This window comes from Chryseobacterium ureilyticum (assembly GCF_900156735.1).
Lineage (GTDB): Bacteria > Bacteroidota > Bacteroidia > Flavobacteriales > Weeksellaceae > Chryseobacterium > Chryseobacterium ureilyticum.
This window is the reverse complement of the sequence record NZ_FTOL01000002.1, coordinates 451,535-468,587: the sequence shown is the minus strand read 5'-3', so window position 1 is coordinate 468,587 and position 17,053 is coordinate 451,535. Positions and strand designations below refer to the sequence as shown.

23 protein-coding genes are annotated in these 17,053 nt (G+C 32.1%); 2 read left to right on the top strand and 21 right to left on the bottom strand.

Annotated elements, in window-relative coordinates:
* Nucleotides 1-68: 68 nt before the first annotated feature.
* From BW983_RS08310 to BW983_RS08220, 19 genes are all read right to left on the bottom strand, one after another.
* Nucleotides 69-443, bottom strand: a complete 375-nt coding sequence (locus tag BW983_RS08310) for a VOC family protein (RefSeq protein ID WP_076551528.1) — start codon at nt 441-443, stop codon at nt 69-71.
* Nucleotides 440-994 carry a dihydrofolate reductase family protein gene (locus BW983_RS08305; RefSeq protein ID WP_076551527.1) on the bottom strand — a complete coding sequence of 185 codons (555 nt, stop codon included), beginning with the start codon at nt 992-994 and terminating at the stop codon, nt 440-442. The genes BW983_RS08310 and BW983_RS08305 overlap by 4 nt, the downstream gene beginning before the upstream one ends.
* Before the next feature lie 80 nt (nt 995-1,074).
* Nucleotides 1,075-1,794 (bottom strand): phosphodiester glycosidase family protein, encoded by a 720-nt coding sequence (locus tag BW983_RS08300; protein WP_076551526.1) that lies wholly within the window; start codon nt 1,792-1,794, stop codon nt 1,075-1,077.
* Between the two features lie 18 nt (nt 1,795-1,812).
* Complete coding sequence (locus tag BW983_RS08295; protein ID WP_076551525.1) at nt 1,813-2,574, bottom strand: hypothetical protein; 762 nt, start codon at nt 2,572-2,574, stop codon at nt 1,813-1,815.
* Nucleotides 2,575-2,619: 45 nt separating this feature from the next.
* The gene (locus tag BW983_RS08290) at nt 2,620-3,288 is read right to left on the bottom strand and encodes a hypothetical protein (protein ID WP_076551524.1); all 669 of its coding nucleotides are present in this window, start codon (nt 3,286-3,288) and stop codon (nt 2,620-2,622) included.
* Nucleotides 3,289-3,342: 54 nt separating this feature from the next.
* Nucleotides 3,343-4,284, bottom strand: coding sequence for a DUF6985 domain-containing protein (locus tag BW983_RS08285; protein WP_076551522.1), 942 nt, complete (start codon nt 4,282-4,284; stop codon nt 3,343-3,345).
* Between the two features lie 29 nt (nt 4,285-4,313).
* Entirely contained in the window at nt 4,314-4,985 is a 672-nt protein-coding gene (locus BW983_RS08280; protein WP_228408985.1) for a hypothetical protein, read from the bottom strand.
* 35 nt (nt 4,986-5,020) lie between these two features.
* Complete coding sequence (locus tag BW983_RS08275) at nt 5,021-5,446, bottom strand: DUF1801 domain-containing protein (protein ID WP_076551521.1); 426 nt, start codon at nt 5,444-5,446, stop codon at nt 5,021-5,023.
* A 76-nt stretch (nt 5,447-5,522) separates the two neighbouring features.
* Nucleotides 5,523-6,443, bottom strand: coding sequence for a serine hydrolase domain-containing protein (locus tag BW983_RS08270; protein WP_228408984.1), 921 nt, complete (start codon nt 6,441-6,443; stop codon nt 5,523-5,525).
* Between the two features lie 289 nt (nt 6,444-6,732).
* The gene (locus BW983_RS08265; RefSeq protein ID WP_076551518.1) at nt 6,733-7,293 is read right to left on the bottom strand and encodes an SHOCT domain-containing protein; all 561 of its coding nucleotides are present in this window, start codon (nt 7,291-7,293) and stop codon (nt 6,733-6,735) included.
* Nucleotides 7,294-7,485: 192 nt separating this feature from the next.
* Entirely contained in the window at nt 7,486-7,893 is a 408-nt protein-coding gene (locus BW983_RS08260) for an NUDIX hydrolase (RefSeq protein WP_076551517.1), read from the bottom strand.
* A gap of 38 nt (nt 7,894-7,931) precedes the next feature.
* The gene (locus BW983_RS08255) at nt 7,932-8,591 is read right to left on the bottom strand and encodes a DUF2461 domain-containing protein (protein WP_065395197.1); all 660 of its coding nucleotides are present in this window, start codon (nt 8,589-8,591) and stop codon (nt 7,932-7,934) included.
* 56 nt (nt 8,592-8,647) lie between these two features.
* Nucleotides 8,648-9,181, bottom strand: a complete 534-nt coding sequence (locus BW983_RS08250; RefSeq protein ID WP_076551516.1) for a GNAT family N-acetyltransferase — start codon at nt 9,179-9,181, stop codon at nt 8,648-8,650.
* 48 nt (nt 9,182-9,229) lie between these two features.
* On the bottom strand, nt 9,230-9,778 hold the full coding sequence (locus BW983_RS08245; RefSeq protein WP_076551515.1) for a hypothetical protein: 549 nt from the start codon (nt 9,776-9,778) through the stop codon (nt 9,230-9,232).
* Between the two features lie 72 nt (nt 9,779-9,850).
* The gene (locus BW983_RS08240; RefSeq protein ID WP_139329244.1) at nt 9,851-11,026 is read right to left on the bottom strand and encodes a Kelch repeat-containing protein; all 1,176 of its coding nucleotides are present in this window, start codon (nt 11,024-11,026) and stop codon (nt 9,851-9,853) included.
* Between the two features lie 127 nt (nt 11,027-11,153).
* Entirely contained in the window at nt 11,154-11,564 is a 411-nt protein-coding gene (locus BW983_RS08235; RefSeq protein WP_076551511.1) for an SMI1/KNR4 family protein, read from the bottom strand.
* Between the two features lie 105 nt (nt 11,565-11,669).
* Nucleotides 11,670-12,257: a hypothetical protein gene (locus tag BW983_RS08230; RefSeq protein ID WP_076551509.1), complete on the bottom strand. Its 588-nt coding sequence runs from the start codon at nt 12,255-12,257 to the stop codon at nt 11,670-11,672.
* 80 nt (nt 12,258-12,337) lie between these two features.
* Nucleotides 12,338-12,985, bottom strand: coding sequence for a hypothetical protein (locus tag BW983_RS08225; RefSeq protein WP_076551507.1), 648 nt, complete (start codon nt 12,983-12,985; stop codon nt 12,338-12,340).
* Between the two features lie 530 nt (nt 12,986-13,515).
* Nucleotides 13,516-14,079: a hypothetical protein gene (locus BW983_RS08220; RefSeq protein ID WP_076551506.1), complete on the bottom strand. Its 564-nt coding sequence runs from the start codon at nt 14,077-14,079 to the stop codon at nt 13,516-13,518.
* Nucleotides 14,080-14,590: 511 nt separating this feature from the next.
* Here BW983_RS08220 and BW983_RS08215 point away from each other — a divergent pair.
* Complete coding sequence (locus BW983_RS08215) at nt 14,591-14,887, top strand: helix-turn-helix domain-containing protein (protein WP_076551505.1); 297 nt, start codon at nt 14,591-14,593, stop codon at nt 14,885-14,887.
* Nucleotides 14,888-14,924: 37 nt separating this feature from the next.
* The gene (locus tag BW983_RS08210; protein WP_076551503.1) at nt 14,925-15,161 is read left to right on the top strand and encodes a helix-turn-helix domain-containing protein; all 237 of its coding nucleotides are present in this window, start codon (nt 14,925-14,927) and stop codon (nt 15,159-15,161) included.
* Nucleotides 15,162-15,261: 100 nt separating this feature from the next.
* On the opposite strand, the gene BW983_RS08205 is transcribed toward BW983_RS08210, so the two are convergent.
* Nucleotides 15,262-15,492: a hypothetical protein gene (locus tag BW983_RS08205; protein WP_076551501.1), complete on the bottom strand. Its 231-nt coding sequence runs from the start codon at nt 15,490-15,492 to the stop codon at nt 15,262-15,264.
* A gap of 6 nt (nt 15,493-15,498) precedes the next feature.
* A complete protein-coding gene (locus BW983_RS08200) occupies nt 15,499-17,052 on the bottom strand; it encodes an anti-phage dCTP deaminase (protein ID WP_076551499.1) in 1,554 nt (517 codons plus the stop codon).
* Nucleotide 17,053 lies beyond the last annotated feature (1 nt).

Below are 17,053 nucleotides of genomic sequence, written 5' to 3'. Positions count from 1 at the left end.
GCCATTCAGCCGATCTTTTTATTCAACTATGATATAGGATTGCCTGTTGATTTAAGATAAATCATTATTTACTTTTTACATTTAAGCTGAAAAACATTTCCTTCCGGATCTATTCCGTCACATAACCAGAAATCATACCCCTCAAAAGTTTTGATTTCTCTCATCTGAACATTTTTTGAGAGTAATTCATTTCTTGCTGATTCAATATCTGTATCTATTTGAAAAACGAGCTTTGTATTATTGTCAAACTGATGTCCTTCTGCCATTTTTTCAAGATATTGTTCTCCAATTTTATGAAGTCCAATATTTATAGATCCTGTATTCATCAGAATCCATACATTATCTTCTTCGAGTACTTTTAAGTTAAAATTTTCAACATAAAAATACTTCAATACATTGATATTTTGAACATAGAGGATAATGGAGTCAAATTTTATATTCATTTCAGAGGAATAATTGGTTGATAAATAAGTTGTACCACGCCGGATTTGAATACATTTGTTTCAACCAGTTTTAAATTTAACCTTTCTTTTAAATCTTCAAAAAGAGGTTTGCCACTCCCTAATGCAATCGGATGTACAGATATTCTGTAAACATCAATCAGATTATTATCAATAAAAGTTTTGATAAGACCTGCTCCGCCATACAGCCAGATATCTTTTCCACTCTGTTTTTTGATTTCCGAAACTTTTTCCACAAGCTCAGAATGGATGAATGTTGCCTTCTCATCTTCCCGGTTTTGGCTTGAAAATACATATTTCTTCTTTGCATGAATGGTTTTCCAGAATTCCAATTCTTCCGGAGCTGCATTTTCAGTAGGTTCATAATTTCCCCATGCATCATAGCTTACTCTTCCATAGAAAATAGTATCAATTTCGGATATAAAACCATCAAAATTCATATCATCATCCATAATGCACCAATCAATTTCTCCGTTGGGTCCTTCAATAAATCCATCTAGGGTGGTTGCAAGATCTAATATGATTTTTTTCATGTTTAATAGTTAGTGATGAAGTTAATTTGTCTTTAAAATTCTGAAGAAAGTTAAGTATATTTTATGGTGGAAAAAAGAATTTATTGAGGTGCTGTAATTCCTATGATCACTCCAAAGTTTCCATCTTTCTGAATCCAGTTTTTTTCAGGAAGATAAGTTCTTGAAACAAATCCATCAAGATATAAAGCATTTTTACAGCCCATTTCTTTGAAGAGTTGCGCAAGGTTGTGAAAATTAATTTCCTTTTTAGACATCGCGAAAATAACGTCTCCATTTTCTGAAATTCCGACACCGTTTCTGATATTCAGATTTTTAGAGTCTTCTTTAAATATTGGATTTATTTTACCATTGATCAGCAGCATCGGACCGGATTGGGTAGCATATCTGGTCGCTGTATTTTGTTTGTATTTTTTTGTTTCTACAATCCCAGCCTGGTTGTCTTTGGTAATATAAAAAATTCCATTGGGAGGCAGATAGAAATTTCCGGAACCGTTGAGAGTATCTATTGATTTGAGGATTTTAAAATTTTCAATATAAAGTCCTTTCGGGGAGTTGTCCGGTTCAAACATTCCTCCGTTCATGGCAAATATTAATTTTTCATTGCCGGATTCTACTTCATTTTTTAAATGTTCGATACTTTTCAGAGTTTCATTTCTATTATTTTTCCAGTAGAATTTTATGTTTTGTGTTTTAGGATTTACCTGATAGATTACAAAATGATCATCATGCTTTATTTTTTCTTTACAGCCTGTGCAGAGAACGAGTAGGAGAATGAGAAGAAAAGCATGTGTTTTAAACATATGAAATAAAATATATATTTAGTAATCCACTATAATATCATCCAGGTTTTCAATTACGAAAAGAAAATTTTCAATATATTCTTCATTAGGTGGTGTTTCATACTCTTTTTTCAGTTGAGCAATTTCTTTTTTTGACATTCCACGGGTGTTTTCTCTGGATAGATCCGATTTTTTACTGTCATTCCAGTCTTCAAGATATTTTTTAACATCGGCTTTATACTTTTCAGTCTTTTTATAGGCTTCAAACTGATCAACTTTAAACCTTATAAAACCATCCTGATCCAGCTCTTTATCCTTTACAATCTTATCGCGCTGAACGGTTATTACCTGATATTTATCATATAAAGATGAGTAACCGAAATCCGCAGATTGAATCAGTTTTCCTTGTGGAATGATCAATACTCCAGAATAATTGAGTTCTATTTTTTTGTCACCGAATGTTTTTTTGAAAACAGAAATATATTCGTATTTATCTGAATTTACATCTAGAATCTTAATATCTACTACACTCAGGATATTATTTTCAATTTTAAATGTCGCGATATAGCCTCGGTGATTTGAGCTTGTACCTATCGTTATTACTTCATTTATTCCTTCTTTTAAGTCTTTATTTCCATAAACGGGATGTTCATCCGGATGCTCATCAAAATATTTTTCGAGAGGATTATTTAATAATTTGTATTCTTTATTGTTAATAATGATTCTGTCCGGTACCTGCCCTGTAGCAAGGATTTTTATAATTGAAAAAGTGAAAAAAATAAAAAATAATCTGAGTTTCATCGTGGAAAATTGAATGATAAAAGTAAGTAAAATATGATCCAGAAATTATATATTTCCTTCGGAATTATAGTTAAATATTTTTCTTTTAAATAGTATCAAAATGATAATTAAAAATATTAAAATAATAATTGCAGAATATACAGTTACTTTTAATTTTTTATTCTCATCATTGATTTTTGAAATTTCTTTTCTCAATTTTTTATTGGTATGAGTAAGTGAATGAAAATCTTTATCAATAATTTCAACGATCTCTGTTGGAGTATTTTGATCCTGTAATTGTTTAAGGTGATCATTGCTTAATTTTTGCAGTTCTTTTAAGTCATCTGGAGAAACTTCCTGAAGTTTTTTTTGAACAAAACAGTGATCAGAGTATAGAAAATCTGTGTCTTTTTGAGAATATGCAAATATCAGGTATTTTCCTTTTTCTTTGAACTGAACATGGCAAGAGTTAAGCGGAGAGCCTATTAAAGTTGCATTTTCTGTATAAAAATCATCTGGATAATCAGATTTATAGATGGTGTTAATTTTTACTTTGCTTAATATATTTTGAGAAGTTTTGAATCCGGACGGAACTTCAGTTATATCATAGATTTCGCCGATAAAAACAAACGTAGCATTTTTAAAAGAACTTTTTAAAGTGGGCTCACCATCACACTTACAGGCTAAAATATGTAATGGAAAAAGAAGAGATAATAGGAAAAAAATAAATTTCATTGATATTGATTGAATTTTTGAAAATTAAGCACAGAACTTTGGACTTTGAATGAATTATAAATCATCCTCAGCTGCCCAGCTACTAAAAGCAACATCTGCTTCTCCAATTTCAATCACTTTATTTTTATGAGTCATTATTCCAAGCCCGTGTTCACAATCCCATGAGCATGAAAAGCTGATACCAATATACGGGTGATTATTTTTAATTATTGAAGTAATATAAAAACCGTTTGGAGATAAGAGAGTAGCAAAACCTTGAATGTTATTTAAATCCGGCATAAAATCAACTTTGTCTTCTTCCGGATAATTATATATTTTTTGTAATTCAGGATATTTTTTTAACAGTTCAGATAAGATGTTTTCTAAGATCATCTTTTGATTTATTTGTAAATAATCAAATCCATTGTGTTGTTCCCGTGTTGGTTCATCTGTGTATTCATCATTTTCATCCCAAATTTCATAGTCAAATTCGTCGTTGTCTTCATTGAAAAAAGATTGCCAGTATTCTAATTTCAATGGAGTATAATCCGCGGATTCATATTCCTGAATTTCTTTGTGGGATAGATCTCTTGGGTGTTCAAGATGTCTGTTGAAAAATTCATAGCAGAACGAATCCTGAGAAAAAATATAATCTGCGTTTTCAGTATAACATAGATTGAAATATTCGAGTGCTTTTTCTTCATTACCACATTCCAGGCAACATTTTCCGGCATAGTAATGACGGAAATAGGAAGGGGTATTTCTGGAAGCATTGTGAAGATTTAAAATGTCTAGCCACCGCATCATATTGCTGAAATCCTTTTTCCACATATATTCGTGAATCATTCTGCTGCTGATTATATATGCCGAATAATTTTCATATTTTTCTTCATCAGCTTCAGCCCATTTTTTCTCAATAAAATCAATAATTTCCTCCTTGGTAATTTGCGAGGTTTTCAACATGGATTTTTCTAAAAATATATTGATATCATTAATGATTTTTTCTGCGTCTGACATTATCGGTTTATTTTAATTATTATCAGAATTTATCTGGATTTGTTTTCATACTTTTTAAATAGGGCATCATCATAAGGAATATACATTGACAAATCTTTTGCTTCCCATTCTCCACCTTCAGAGGTCTGATAAAAATCATAAGAGTTATCAAGGAAATTCTCTCCGTCCGGAGCCTCTTGCCAATCATTTTTTTCTCTATTGTACAGAAGGATCATACAGCTTACACAACTATAGTTTTCTCCTTTATCAGGGTTCTCGTAGCATTTTCCGATCTTGATGCTTAATTTTTGATTGATGATAACATCGGTCAATCGTCTTTGTGTTAATTTGATCAGAGCAATTTGAGCATCTTCATCATCCGGACTCTTTCTTGCCGGGACTAAATTTTCAAAATGAGCATTTTCAATTTTCTTTAATTCCTCTTTTTTCGTATTTCCGGTTAATAGATCAATATTATAAGGATGGAAATCTGGAACCGATTCTACTACAACTGTCTGGTTTGTTCCGGAAGGGTTTTCTGCCAGAATTTTTTGATTGGTTTCATAGTTTTTCCAGTCTTCTTCATTGTATGTAATGTACTGTTGTATTTTGTATAGAAGGTTTTCCCTGTCATTCAGCCAGATAAAGTTACTTGCGATAAGAAATATGATAATAATTCCAAGGGTAATACTTATGGTTTTTAGAATTTTTTTTATGTTCATGGTCTTTAAATTTTAATGGTTTTGATGTGTCAATTTTAAGAATTTTGTGCAAAACCATACTGTATTGCAGTTTTGAGAACTTCAATATGAATATCTTTCAATGCCTTAAATTTAATACAATATCCTGTCACTTTAGCCTTGCCTATTTTTTCTCCGAATGCCTGTGCTAAATAAGTTTTATCATCAATACCCATAATATACACAGAAATTCCTGTTGTATTGGCGCTTATTCCAATGCGATAAAATTCCTTAGTAGTTCCGTCAGTATATGAAATAGTATAAGCTCCGTATCCGATATTAGGGTTGGAAACAATCTTACCTTCACTGTTTTTTCCATCCAGAAACCAGAGTTTGCAGTTCGGCATAAGTTCCAGAATGTTATGATGAAGTTCCATCATATCATTACGTTTTGGCTCTGGTTGGCTATTGATATATTCTTTGATTTGGTCTTGAATGGTCATAATTTTTAGATCACTATAACTGTTATATTAATTACTCAATAAGTATTTATTTGACTTAATGACGTATTGAAAAATACTATTTTTTATTATTCATAATAACTTTAATTGCATCAGAAATTTCAAATAGCTTTCCGTGATAATTATTTCCCAGCAGAATAATGGTCAGCTTTTCGTCCAGATCAGAAACCAAAAGAGCTTCATAGTTTCCGGCTCTTCCATCATGTATATGCTCAACCAATTTTTTGTTTTTAAATTTTGCTTCCCCCATAGATGATTGAGTTTCCGGGAGATTAAATTGCTGTCCCAGTTCAAATAAAGAAATTTCGGTCATTATTTTATTTGAATGAAGGCATTTTGTCCATTTTAATAAATCTGTAGTCGTTAAATAAGTTCCTCCGGTAATAGGCAGATCAGCTTTGTCTGGCACTAAATCAATATTAAATCCTTTAGCCATATTTTGCTCATTCTCAAAAGGAGTCATCATAGAAGAAGTCATGTGACAAGGCTTGAAAATAAATTTTTCTGCATATTGATTAAAGGGAATTCCTGTTAATCGTTCAACGATAAAATGACGTAGAAATATATTATTATTGTTATAACCGTAATCCGTTCCAGGTTTGAATTCCAGGGAATCTACAAGCAATAAACCATCGAAAAGATCTTTATCATTTTTAATTTTTTTCCAGTTTACATCGGGAATACCGCTTGTGTATTGCAATAAATCTTTTACGGTAACATCATTTGCCCATTTGGGTAATTCCGGAATATATTTAGAAACATGATCTTCTGTTTTCAATTTTCCCTGCTCCTGTAATTGTAATATAGCAGCAGCACTAAATTCTTTTGTGATCGAACCTATATTAAACCTGTCTTCACCCGTCAGTCTCTTTGTTTTTGTAGCATCCGTAAAACCAAAAGAAGCATTATAAATGATCTTATTATCTTTTGAAACTAAAACATTTCCGTTAAAAGTTCCGCTTTGGCTGAACTGTTTCATTAAAGAATCAATTTGTACAGCTTTTTTTGTTTGGGAAAATAGCAGATTAGAAAGAAGAAGGAAAGAGGTGAAAAGTAAAAACAGTTGTTTACAATAATTCTGCATATTTATTTTGTGCCTGTTAGTTATAAGTTTATTGACTATCTGAAGTCAGTGATTTTTTATAAAAAACTTCATTGTTCATTATAAATTTATCCTGCTTTAGATGTTTGTAAAAATAGAGTAAAATATCTTTAGATGTTAGGAAAAAAATAAACCGCCCTGAAAACAGAACGGTTTTGCATAAAAGCTATTTTTCAGCCATTATTTTATCTTTCTCCTTTTGGAATTCCTCTTCAGATAAAACTCCTGAATCTTTGAGTTCCTTGATTTTTTTCAGTCGGTCATATTTTGTTTCTGAATTTATATGTTGAGATTTTTCTTTAGGTAAAAATTCATCGGGAACAATTACTTCGCCTGATCTGATTGCATTTTCCAGATCTACTTCATAGTTCATGAGACCGCTTCCGATTTTAGCATAGTACACGAAGCCATTTTTTTTGTTTCCTCTCGGCATTATTTTTTTCACTTTAAATGTCAGCCCGGAATTACTTCTTTTAAAAGAATTTGCCTGATTCGCAAGACCTTGATAGCCTGTGGTTGAAGAATAATTGAATAACGAAGAAGCATTGGTTCTGATAAATTTAAAATCTCCATCATTCATAGAACCTGTCCCGATTTTCAGATCCAAACCTTCATACACTTTAAAACCCGTTGAAGTAACGAGTGTATCATTTTCAAATATTGGAGCTGTTTGAGAATAAGAAATTCCAAAAATTAAAAGCGTAAAAATTAATAGTACTTGTTTCATTGTTTTATTTTTAATAATCAAAAATTGAAAACCAAAAGTAAAACGAATGATAGATGATACCTTACGGGAACCCTTATCTGTAGGGAATTTATACTACTATCTTTAATAAATGAAAGCCGCTCTGTTTTCCAGAACGGCTTTTGTTTTTATAATTGATAAGGTTGTGATTGATGGAGATGTGGAATAAGAAAATTAATCCAATAAATTATTCTGATGTAAACTGTCAAAGATTATTTTATCAACTTCAGATACCTTGTCTTTGTCTGAATAGTTAAGCCATTTCATTTCTTCAATTTCAGAGCTGGCTTTTAATTCTCCGGAATATTCTCCAGAATAGCAAGTCATTTTTACAATAATGCCCTCTTCATGTCCGTGAGCTTGAGCTTCAAAAGTTCCGATATAATGCAATGTTTTGCCGTCGATAATTACATTTAATTCTTCCCATATTTCACGAACTAGAGCCTGTTCATCGGTTTCTCCAGTCTCTCTTTTACCTCCGGGAATATAATATTTCTCTTTTCCGTAGCTTTTTGTGGAGAGAATAGATTTATCTTTTAGCTCGATCCAGGCGAGTTTGTCAATGATTGTTTTGTTGTGCATTTTTAGCGATAATATTTGATGTCGTTCTATAATGAATTTTAATATAAAGGTTCTCCATTGAGATCAGTTGTCAGTACTTCACTCATATAATCGAAAAACGGACGCATAGCCAAAAGAGTTTGTAAAGCTTCCTTTTGAAAGCTGTCTGAGAAAACCTCTTTATCAGTAAATTTTCGCATCACGACGAATTGTTTTTTTCTGATTAAATCTATTGCAGGATGGTTTTTCTCAAAGCCTCGCGGAGCTGTTTTTACCGAATCGCCCTGTAGCTCTCCGAAATATTTTACAAAAGTTTTATCAGAAATAATTTTTTCAATTTCTGTAGTACTGATTTCAAATTCTTTACGGATACGAAGTAAATCTTTTGCCTCAGGTCCCCAAAAGCCACCACCTACAAAGCTGTTGCCGGGTTCCAGCTGAATATAATATCCACCTCTCAACATGGGTTTTGAACGGGAATATCCGACACCGAAATTGGTTTTATAAGGTGTTTGATCTTTTGAGAAACGAACATCTCTGTAAATTCTGAAAATATGAATTCCTTTGAGTTGATCATATTCCTGAAGTTCATTATAGATCTGATTGAAAAGAGTTTTGTTTTCTTTTACAACTGAATCATACTCTGATTTGTGTTTGGAAAACCATTCCCGATTGTTATTTTCTTTTAATTGGTTGAGAAATTCAAATGCTTTTTTCATGTGGGTAAGGATTTTTGACGCTTTTCTGTGTGATCAGGTTGTTGTCCGAGGTCAGATTATTTTTTATTTGATAAGTAAAATGCTATTAAATTGGGATCAGTTTCATCAATAAATGTCGTTTTCTCAAAATGAAATTTTTCAAGAAGCTGGGTTGAACTTAGATTATCTTTATGGGTAAAAGCCTCAATTGTTTGAATTTCAAGAGTCTGAAAAGTAAAATCAAGAATTTTTTTTAATGCTTCATTCATGATTCCCTGTTGCTGATAATCGGGTAAAAGCTCGTATCCAATTTCACATGTTTTAAGGTCGTCTGAAAAATTAAAAAGACAAATGGTTCCAACAAGTTTTTTATTATCAGAGATTGTAATGCCCCAATAAAGTCCTTTATTATTTTTGAAACCCTCATTCACTTTTTGAATAAAGGTTAATGCTTCATCTGTAGTTTCGGTGAGTGAGCGACCAAGATATTTATTCACATTTACATCAGATCTGAGGGAGAATATTTCTTGAACATCACTTTGTGACGGCTGACGAAGCGTCAATCGTTCAGTTGTCAATATTGGAAAAGTGGTTAAGATCTTATTGAACATTTTATACTTTTGTTTTTGCGTCTAATAGCTTTATTAAAATTTATTTTTTTATACGTCTTTTTCTTTCCAAAGTAAAATTTCCGTGGCGCTTAATCTTTTATAGTTGTAATTTATTTCATTCCAGAAATTAAGTAGTTCCTCTTGTTGGTTTTTATCTTTCAAAACAACTATGATATGGTCTTTTATATCGTAATCCTGAGAGTAATACATATCAAAATCAACATACCCCCAGCCGTTCGTTATAATTTGGCATAATCTGTCAACATCATCAGTATTCACATACTTTCTTCTTAAAATTCCGGCTTTAATGCTTTCATAAGTATTGATGATTGTATATTCAGCAAACAGATTATCGGGTAAATGTTTGTAATAATGCTCATTGTTTGATCCGGAGCCTAAAACCGTATAATTTTTCAGGTTTTTATCATACACAACGGGTCCTACTCCTATCAACATTCCTCGTTCATCATCTTTATCATACTTTTTATGCTTCCAAAAAATAAAGGTATAAGGTTCTGTATCATAATATTTAAAGATGGTATAATTTGGATTTATTTCCTCTTCTATTATTTTTTGTACTAAAGCTTCGTCTATCATATTAGGGGGATTTATTTGCTCAAAAGTCTCTCTATCTTGTATGGTGGAATTGGTATGAATGTTTAGGCGTTTCTATCTTATAATCCTTACCTGCTGTAACACTCCTTTTTCATTTTTATAACTGAAAATGTAGGTTCCCTTTGGCACACTTGATAAATCTATGGTTTTATTATAATAGGCAACACCATTGATGATATGTTTCCTGTCTGTTGGGTAAATCGTATATTCAAATTGATTGCTGTTGTTTTTATTACTGATAACAAAACCGTCTCTATTGGCACTGGTGTAGACTCTTGTTTTACTTTCATGATCGTCATTGGTTGCTGTTGAAGAAAGTACACTTTCATTAATATCGGCTACTTGAATGCTTTTAATGGATGATTTAAGTAGAGATGTTGTACTTCCGCCGATGATGTATAGTTTATCGTCATATACTTCTGCTGCAGCGTGCCTTCTGGGAATCATATTGGATGATAGCTGATGTACTTTATTGGTTGTTGTATCAAAATAGGCTAGAAAAGTTTGATTATTATAACCCCCTATAATAAAAATCTTATTACCGGATACAGCTAATGAGTGTCCGGATATCCCGGAAGGCATGATATACTTATCGGTCCAAAGATTAGTCTTGAGGTCAAAAACATTGATCAGACGGGATGAAGTACCATTAAAACCACCAATTACATATAGCTTATCATTTACGATTTTACCCTTTGTTTCTCTGGCTGTAGGCATATCCGGTAAGGGATTCCATGTATTGGATGCGATGTCGTAATACTGAAATTTATCAGAAAATACTGTGGTTGCCGCACCGTTTAGCCCGCTGCCACCAAACACGTATATTTTGCCATTATAGATTGCAGAGCCTGCATTTCCTGTATAGGAACGATTAGTAGCGCCCTTCGTTATTTGATTGGTTGCAAGGTCCAGAATTTCAAGATGGCTATTTCCCCATCCATTAAAAATATAAATTTTATTATCGTAAGCTTCCGAATTAGCAAATCTTTTGGGAAGGAGGGTAGAATTGAGAATACTCCAGCTATTATCAGCAATATTATATTTTTCAATATATTTTGCATTACTGCTGTTTTCCTGATACCCGTTGCTCACATAGATATTATCGTTCACTATTACACTGATTGTGCCTCCTCTGCCTGCAGACATATTAGCGAGATTTTGAAACTTAAGGGTTTGTGCATGGGTGAATAATGAACCCAAAAATGAAAGGAATAATAATTTTGTTTTCAATGGTGTGGATTTTAGTTTAAATTGTGATGAGGAAATAGTGGTTTAAAGATAGGAAAAAGCTGACGAGATATTTTTTGCGAAAAATTGTTTCTGAGGTTGTGGTAAAGTAGGATAATAGAAATTTACATCAATAGAGAATATCTGCATCTGAACTGATAAGAAAGATCGCTTCAGAAAATGTATCTGCAATCCACTCATGTGTATCACCACTATTTTTAAATACTCCATGTTTTCCCTTCACAAAACCGAACTGAATTGCATTGATCAGATAATCTGCAAATACAATGAAACTTTTGTCATTTTCATGATGGTATTCTTCCAGTATTCTTGCTAATGGCCAGATAGAAAACATATTTTTGGTCCAGCCCCAATCTACGAAGCCATCAAGTTGCAAATAAAATTCTTTAAAATCATTCGGAAACTGAAACTCAATAATTTCTTCTGTTGTTTTAATGAGTTCGGGGGTGGCAGGTGGGCTCAGTTTTATATTTTCACTTGTCCATGTCTCTTTGATTTTATCGATCCGGAGATGTATCATACTAAATACGGTTTATCTATTGCTTTGATCTCAGTTTATAAAGGTATAAAATTCCTGTTGCTCTTGGCTATCCAATATATTTTAACTTACTAAAGTAAGGACTATCTAGTGGTATCCTTTTATTTTTTGCAAAATAATAGCATTATTCTTATTTGTATTCTTTTCAATGAGAAGATCTAAAATCTCTCCATATAATGCTTGTTGCTTTTCATTGGGAGAATTCATAGGATTGATTTGAACTAATTTTCCGTCGGAATATAAAATAATAATGTTTGTTGACATGCCATCTATTCCTGGTTTTAAATCTTTATCATTAAAATCTTCTGACTGGAAAGAATCTGAAATTCGCTGAATTCTTTCAATATCATTTTGTGACAGGTTAATTTTGAAGGGCTGAAGTTCTGGTCTTTCATCGATATATTTCAGGTATTCCTTTTTTTCTTCGATACTCCGTTTTTCACCATTTTCTTTTAATGGTGGAGGAGGAGGAGGTGGACTATAGGAAACGGGATTATAAAAAATCAAATACTTTTCATTAAAATTTAAGATGATTTCAGCAGGAAGATGAAATGTAGGATAGTATCCGATTTTTATCAGAACAGGTTTAGGTTTTTCAGATTTATGGTCATTATTTTTCTTACCACAGGAAAGTAGAAGTGCAAGACAACATAATAGCAGAGTAAAGTTTTTCATGGTTTTCAAATGTAGACAGGTGATTTTCAAATTTGAATTTATATTATAGTATTTGAATTGATGAATTACGATTCATTATTCTATATTAATTTTTGCTTCAGATCTTCAGTGATCAAGTTGTTTCCTATCAAATAAGTACCTATTATTTTCAAAAATTTCTTGGACGCCTTTAAATAATCTTTATCAGGTAAAGAATTATCAGTTGTTTCTAAATAGGTTTTTGCTTTATGAACAAAAACTCCTGTACTTTGAAATGCTTTGCTGATAAATAATGTTCCAACCATAGAAATATAGGATACAAATTCGTATTGAACATGATCTGTTTCCAGGTATTGAGGTGGAAGTTTTTTATTCATCCATTGAAAATAGGAAATGATGCCAATGTCTTTCAAATATTTTTCCTTTTCTATGACAAACCAGTCATCTACCACTTCACCATTCCAATTTGTATCAAGTTCATAGTAGCCAATAGGTTCTAAATTATCATGATAAATATCATTTTTCACGTAGAATCCTATACTTGTTCGGATAATGGGATCATGGTCTCTATTATCTATCAGATATTTATAACCATCAAATTGGTAGGTAATTTCATGAGGTTCAAATCCTCCGATAAGTTCTTCAGGAGTCTCTGAGAGTATTTGATGAAGAGAGTCAAATGCAATCTTTTTTAGATCAAACTTTTGAACTCTTTCGGTGAGTAAAGTTTCAAGTTCCTGAGCGGTCATAATATGGTTATTAATCCTCAAATCTACGAATTATAAAGATGTTCTCAGCTATAAGAAATAAGGAGCATTTGCGTAAAGTAGGAAGCTTTGGTGGAGTAGTATTTCCTTTTCTTCGGATGATGATCTTTTGATCAGTCTATCAGTATTTATCTCACCTTGATCTGCTTTTTCAGGTAGGATTACCCCCTTACCTAAGGGGGGAGAGGGGGTTGCATAAGGGGGGGTACCCGGTTGGTTAATGGGGTATAGGTAGTTCCGAAGGGGGGACATCCCCTTAGGTAAATAGCTCTAGGGAATTATAGAAGGGTGTAGAGAGGGTTGTATAAGGGGGTATACCCAGTTATTCAACGGTCTGAAGGGAGTTTTTAAGGGTGTGTATCCCCTTAGGTAAGGGGTTCTAGGTGGTTATGAAAGTGTCTTTAGCCCCTTTGCGAAGGGGCTAAAGACGGGTATTAAAGTAACTGGATGCGGTATAGAAGAGGATAAGAGCGGTTTTTTACTCTGATGTTTGAAATTTATGGCTGTGGATTTTATTTTTTTGCGGGTAAAATTTCCCGACTTTGCGGAGCGGGCTTTATATTTTTCCTTTCGATAATAAGGTATGCGGCATCCAGCATTTTGGTGAGATGTATGTATGGGCTTATCATATTCCTTTCCGGTAGATTGTCATAGATGCCGAGTGAGAAATAAACCATTCCGGAAATGAAATAATCAAATTCTTTGATGCTGTATTCCCTGAATGCTTTTTTAAACACCAACATAGGATTTTGATATTCTTTCTCAGAAAGCAAGCCAAGAACCAATGGAGAGACATCTTCCCACTGAGTATTGACCACCAATTTCTTTTCCTTCAACATGATAAAGTAGCCTGCACGGATGAATGAACGCATCGCCTGATGAAAATGATAAATGACGGACGGATCTTCTTTTATCCAGCTATTTCTTTTTACAGCATAGTTCATAATGGTGTTTAACAGCTCTTTGGTTGCAGCGAGATCATTGAGCTGAAAAAATGTTTCCATTAGCTGTACGCCGGAATGCTTCTTGGGACTTTTCCCCAAGGTGGATTGAAAGTCTGTTCTGATTTTTTTCATGAGTGTGTATTTTTTGTTGTATGATTTTACTCAGCAATAAAGAGGTAAGTTCTGAAATGTCTGAACTTCCTGTCTATACAAGCCGAATGAATAGGATAGAATTTGTGTTTCTCTAAAAGCCCGAAAGCCACAATGGATTGTACACCCCATTGTACCGTATCATGATACTTTATGTTGTAAAGCAAGCTTAGAAAAATATGATTGTAGAAAAGCAGAACAGCATGAAAATAAAAACGGCATGAGACTCTACAATATCCGCTTTTGAGGTACTGGTATACCCTGCACACAGATAAGAGAGCCCACGCCTAGGTCGTGAGCTTCCTGCTTATCATCTTGCGTGCATAAAAATTACCAGTTTTCAAAAGCAAGGTTCTAAGCAATAGCTTCTATATTTCGTTGAAGTATCGCAAAATTACTCTAATGAGTAATCTTTTCCAAATATAATAATATTTTCAATATACAGGACTATAGTCCTTAGTTTTTTATTTTGTTTTTGGCTCACTTTGTCATTATGCATGATTCTTTAGACGAAATAGAGCGATATATAATTTCAAAAGTGAAAGAGATAAGAGAAAAGAGAGGTATTAGTCAAACTTCTCTTTCTTTAGCGATTGGTAAGAGTACCAGTTATATTTCAGATATTGAAGCACATTCCAAAACAGCGAAATATAATATTAAAAGCTTAAATTTAATATCAAAGGTTTTGGGATGCTCTCCAAAAGAATTCTGGCCGGAGCACCCAATTTTGGAAGAGAAATACGAGTTTGTAAAAGAGATAGAAATAAAGAAAAAATCTCAGAGTAGATAGGATTTTCTTATTATAAATTTTCCAAATTGCTTTGATAATGGTATTTGCAATGGATAGAATTGAGTTTAGAATAGCTTTTGGAAGAAGAGTTGAAAAATTTAGAAAGAAGATGGGATTAAGCTATCGGGAGTTAGCTCAAAAATGCGACGTAGACCATAGTAATATCAGCAAAATTGAAAAAGGAGAAGTTGATTTAAGGATATCAACGATACAGGAACTCGCTAAAGGCTTAGAAGTTCATCCTCAGGAATTGTTTGATTTTAAAATAGAATAAAACCAAACTCCGAAGTCTTCAGACTCCGGAGTTTATTTTTTAATAGATTTATTTTATTTGGCGCAAAGTCAGGAAACTTTGTAGCGGAAATATATAATATTTAAAATCTTTTAGAATTTGTTAAAATATAATCGATAATTTCTTTTTCTCTTAATTTTTCAATTTCTTTAATTTTATCAGTTAAATTAATAATTTCTCCCCTAAAAGATGAGCATTGAAATGAAATATTTTCTTTTACATTTTTTGATATTATCATAGTCTTATCAACAGAATTAAAATTTAATTCTAATTGAATATAAATGCTTTTAGAACTTTCTTTCATTTTTTTCATAACTAACTATTCTTCTAAAGAAATTACCGCCTGTTCTTCTAATGTGGACAAAGCTTGTAAAGATTTACTAGTTTTGGGTTTAGCTTTTTTCATATCTTTTTTAGCTAACTTTCCATTAATTTTTCTTTCTGCAATATTAGTGAAAAAAGATAAATATTTTTTAGGAGAAATACCATCAAAAATTAAAATTTTAACTTTACCTTCTGAATCTTCATCCTCGGTCATTGAATCTGCATGTAGAGTTAAACACAAGCTTTTTACGTAGGGTTCTATATAATATACTTCTTTAATGCCTGCAGCAACTATATGTCTTGCACAATTATGACATGGATAAGTTGTGCAAAATAATCTACCATCGATAATCTTGTTACCAGCAGTTAATGCTCCCTGTAAAATGGCGTGCATTTCTGCATGTACAGATCTGGAGAATTCAATTAAATCTTTTACTTTGGTATTATTACGTATTTTCTCAATTAATAAAGTCTCAATATTGGGTATATTATTTAAAGATGAAAAGGTAGTATCATTAAGGATTGATTCAACAATATTTTCTACAACTACATTTTTTTGGGAATCATTACTACATTCTTCATGATTGAAGCATCGATGATCATATTCTGAGTTTGATGTATAAAGATTACCCCCAAATTTTGGCACATCATTCCATCCAATAGATACAACTGTATGTTTATCATCAATAATTGCAGCTCCTACTTGTCTAGATAAGCAGGCGGAATTTCCTGCAGCAGCTTTTGCATTATACATTGCAATTTCCTCAATTGTTGGAGTAATAATAGATGTTTCAAAAATCAAATGTAAAAATCTTGTTATTTTTGATTCAATCTTGGTAATGTTATCTTTAGAGGTTCTTACAAATAGATCTCCTTCCACGAAAGCATCTCTAACGTTCTGTCCAAACTTATCCTTTTGTTTATCATCAATCTCTATAATTGTTTCAATTTCAGCATTTTCAAATCTTTTAGCTTTAAGATTTGATTTTCTATCTTCCATAGGAGAAAATATACTGATTGAAAAAAAATTTTCTGAATAAATTTTTTTTAACAGAATTAATTCTTCTTTTGTTTTTATTGAATCTAGAATATAACAAATTCTTTTAGACTCATAATCTGTTGATTTAGGATTTTCATGTAATTGTTTTTCAGCCTTTGTATGTGTTACTCTATCAATGTGTATTTTTTTTACAGCATACTCTGCTAATCTTTCATTTCTATGAAATTTCCTAATTATATTACCTTTATTAATTTTTTCAAAGTATTGCATAAATACTTTGGTTCCAGTTGGAGTTGATGGAATCTCAGACTTTTCTTCTTCAGAAAAATTATGTGAATCAATAAAATCACTTAATTTAATTATTCTTACTTCATAAAGATAATCAGTCTCAATTTTCTGTTTAAGCTTTTCAATAACTTTCTCTTTTAATGAGCCAATTGGAGAACAAATTCCAAAAATTAATTCTTCCGTTAATGTTTTTTCAAATTTTTCTAATGTTGATGTTTGTTTTTCTCTTTTAAATAGAGGCTCAAGTTTTGGTTCACCCATG

Coding starts and splice junctions, on each gene's coding strand:
- BW983_RS08310 (WP_076551528.1), bottom strand. CDS start 443: ATGAATATAAAATTTGACTCCATTATCCTCTATGTTCAAAATATCAAT.
- BW983_RS08305 (WP_076551527.1), bottom strand. CDS start 994: ATGAAAAAAATCATATTAGATCTTGCAACCACCCTAGATGGATTTATT.
- BW983_RS08300 (WP_076551526.1), bottom strand. CDS start 1,794: ATGTTTAAAACACATGCTTTTCTTCTCATTCTCCTACTCGTTCTCTGC.
- BW983_RS08295 (WP_076551525.1), bottom strand. CDS start 2,574: ATGAAACTCAGATTATTTTTTATTTTTTTCACTTTTTCAATTATAAAA.
- BW983_RS08290 (WP_076551524.1), bottom strand. CDS start 3,288: ATGAAATTTATTTTTTTCCTATTATCTCTTCTTTTTCCATTACATATT.
- BW983_RS08285 (WP_076551522.1), bottom strand. CDS start 4,284: ATGTCAGACGCAGAAAAAATCATTAATGATATCAATATATTTTTAGAA.
- BW983_RS08280 (WP_228408985.1), bottom strand. CDS start 4,985: ATGAACATAAAAAAAATTCTAAAAACCATAAGTATTACCCTTGGAATT.
- BW983_RS08275 (WP_076551521.1), bottom strand. CDS start 5,446: ATGACCATTCAAGACCAAATCAAAGAATATATCAATAGCCAACCAGAG.
- BW983_RS08270 (WP_228408984.1), bottom strand. CDS start 6,443: ATGAAACAGTTCAGCCAAAGCGGAACTTTTAACGGAAATGTTTTAGTT.
- BW983_RS08265 (WP_076551518.1), bottom strand. CDS start 7,293: ATGAAACAAGTACTATTAATTTTTACGCTTTTAATTTTTGGAATTTCT.
- BW983_RS08260 (WP_076551517.1), bottom strand. CDS start 7,893: ATGCACAACAAAACAATCATTGACAAACTCGCCTGGATCGAGCTAAAA.
- BW983_RS08255 (WP_065395197.1), bottom strand. CDS start 8,591: ATGAAAAAAGCATTTGAATTTCTCAACCAATTAAAAGAAAATAACAAT.
- BW983_RS08250 (WP_076551516.1), bottom strand. CDS start 9,181: ATGTTCAATAAGATCTTAACCACTTTTCCAATATTGACAACTGAACGA.
- BW983_RS08245 (WP_076551515.1), bottom strand. CDS start 9,778: ATGATAGACGAAGCTTTAGTACAAAAAATAATAGAAGAGGAAATAAAT.
- BW983_RS08235 (WP_076551511.1), bottom strand. CDS start 11,564: ATGATACATCTCCGGATCGATAAAATCAAAGAGACATGGACAAGTGAA.
- BW983_RS08230 (WP_076551509.1), bottom strand. CDS start 12,257: ATGAAAAACTTTACTCTGCTATTATGTTGTCTTGCACTTCTACTTTCC.
- BW983_RS08225 (WP_076551507.1), bottom strand. CDS start 12,985: ATGACCGCTCAGGAACTTGAAACTTTACTCACCGAAAGAGTTCAAAAG.
- BW983_RS08220 (WP_076551506.1), bottom strand. CDS start 14,079: ATGAAAAAAATCAGAACAGACTTTCAATCCACCTTGGGGAAAAGTCCC.
- BW983_RS08215 (WP_076551505.1), top strand. CDS start 14,591: ATGCATGATTCTTTAGACGAAATAGAGCGATATATAATTTCAAAAGTG.
- BW983_RS08210 (WP_076551503.1), top strand. CDS start 14,925: ATGGTATTTGCAATGGATAGAATTGAGTTTAGAATAGCTTTTGGAAGA.
- BW983_RS08205 (WP_076551501.1), bottom strand. CDS start 15,492: ATGAAAAAAATGAAAGAAAGTTCTAAAAGCATTTATATTCAATTAGAA.
- BW983_RS08200 (WP_076551499.1), bottom strand. CDS start 17,052: ATGGGTGAACCAAAACTTGAGCCTCTATTTAAAAGAGAAAAACAAACA.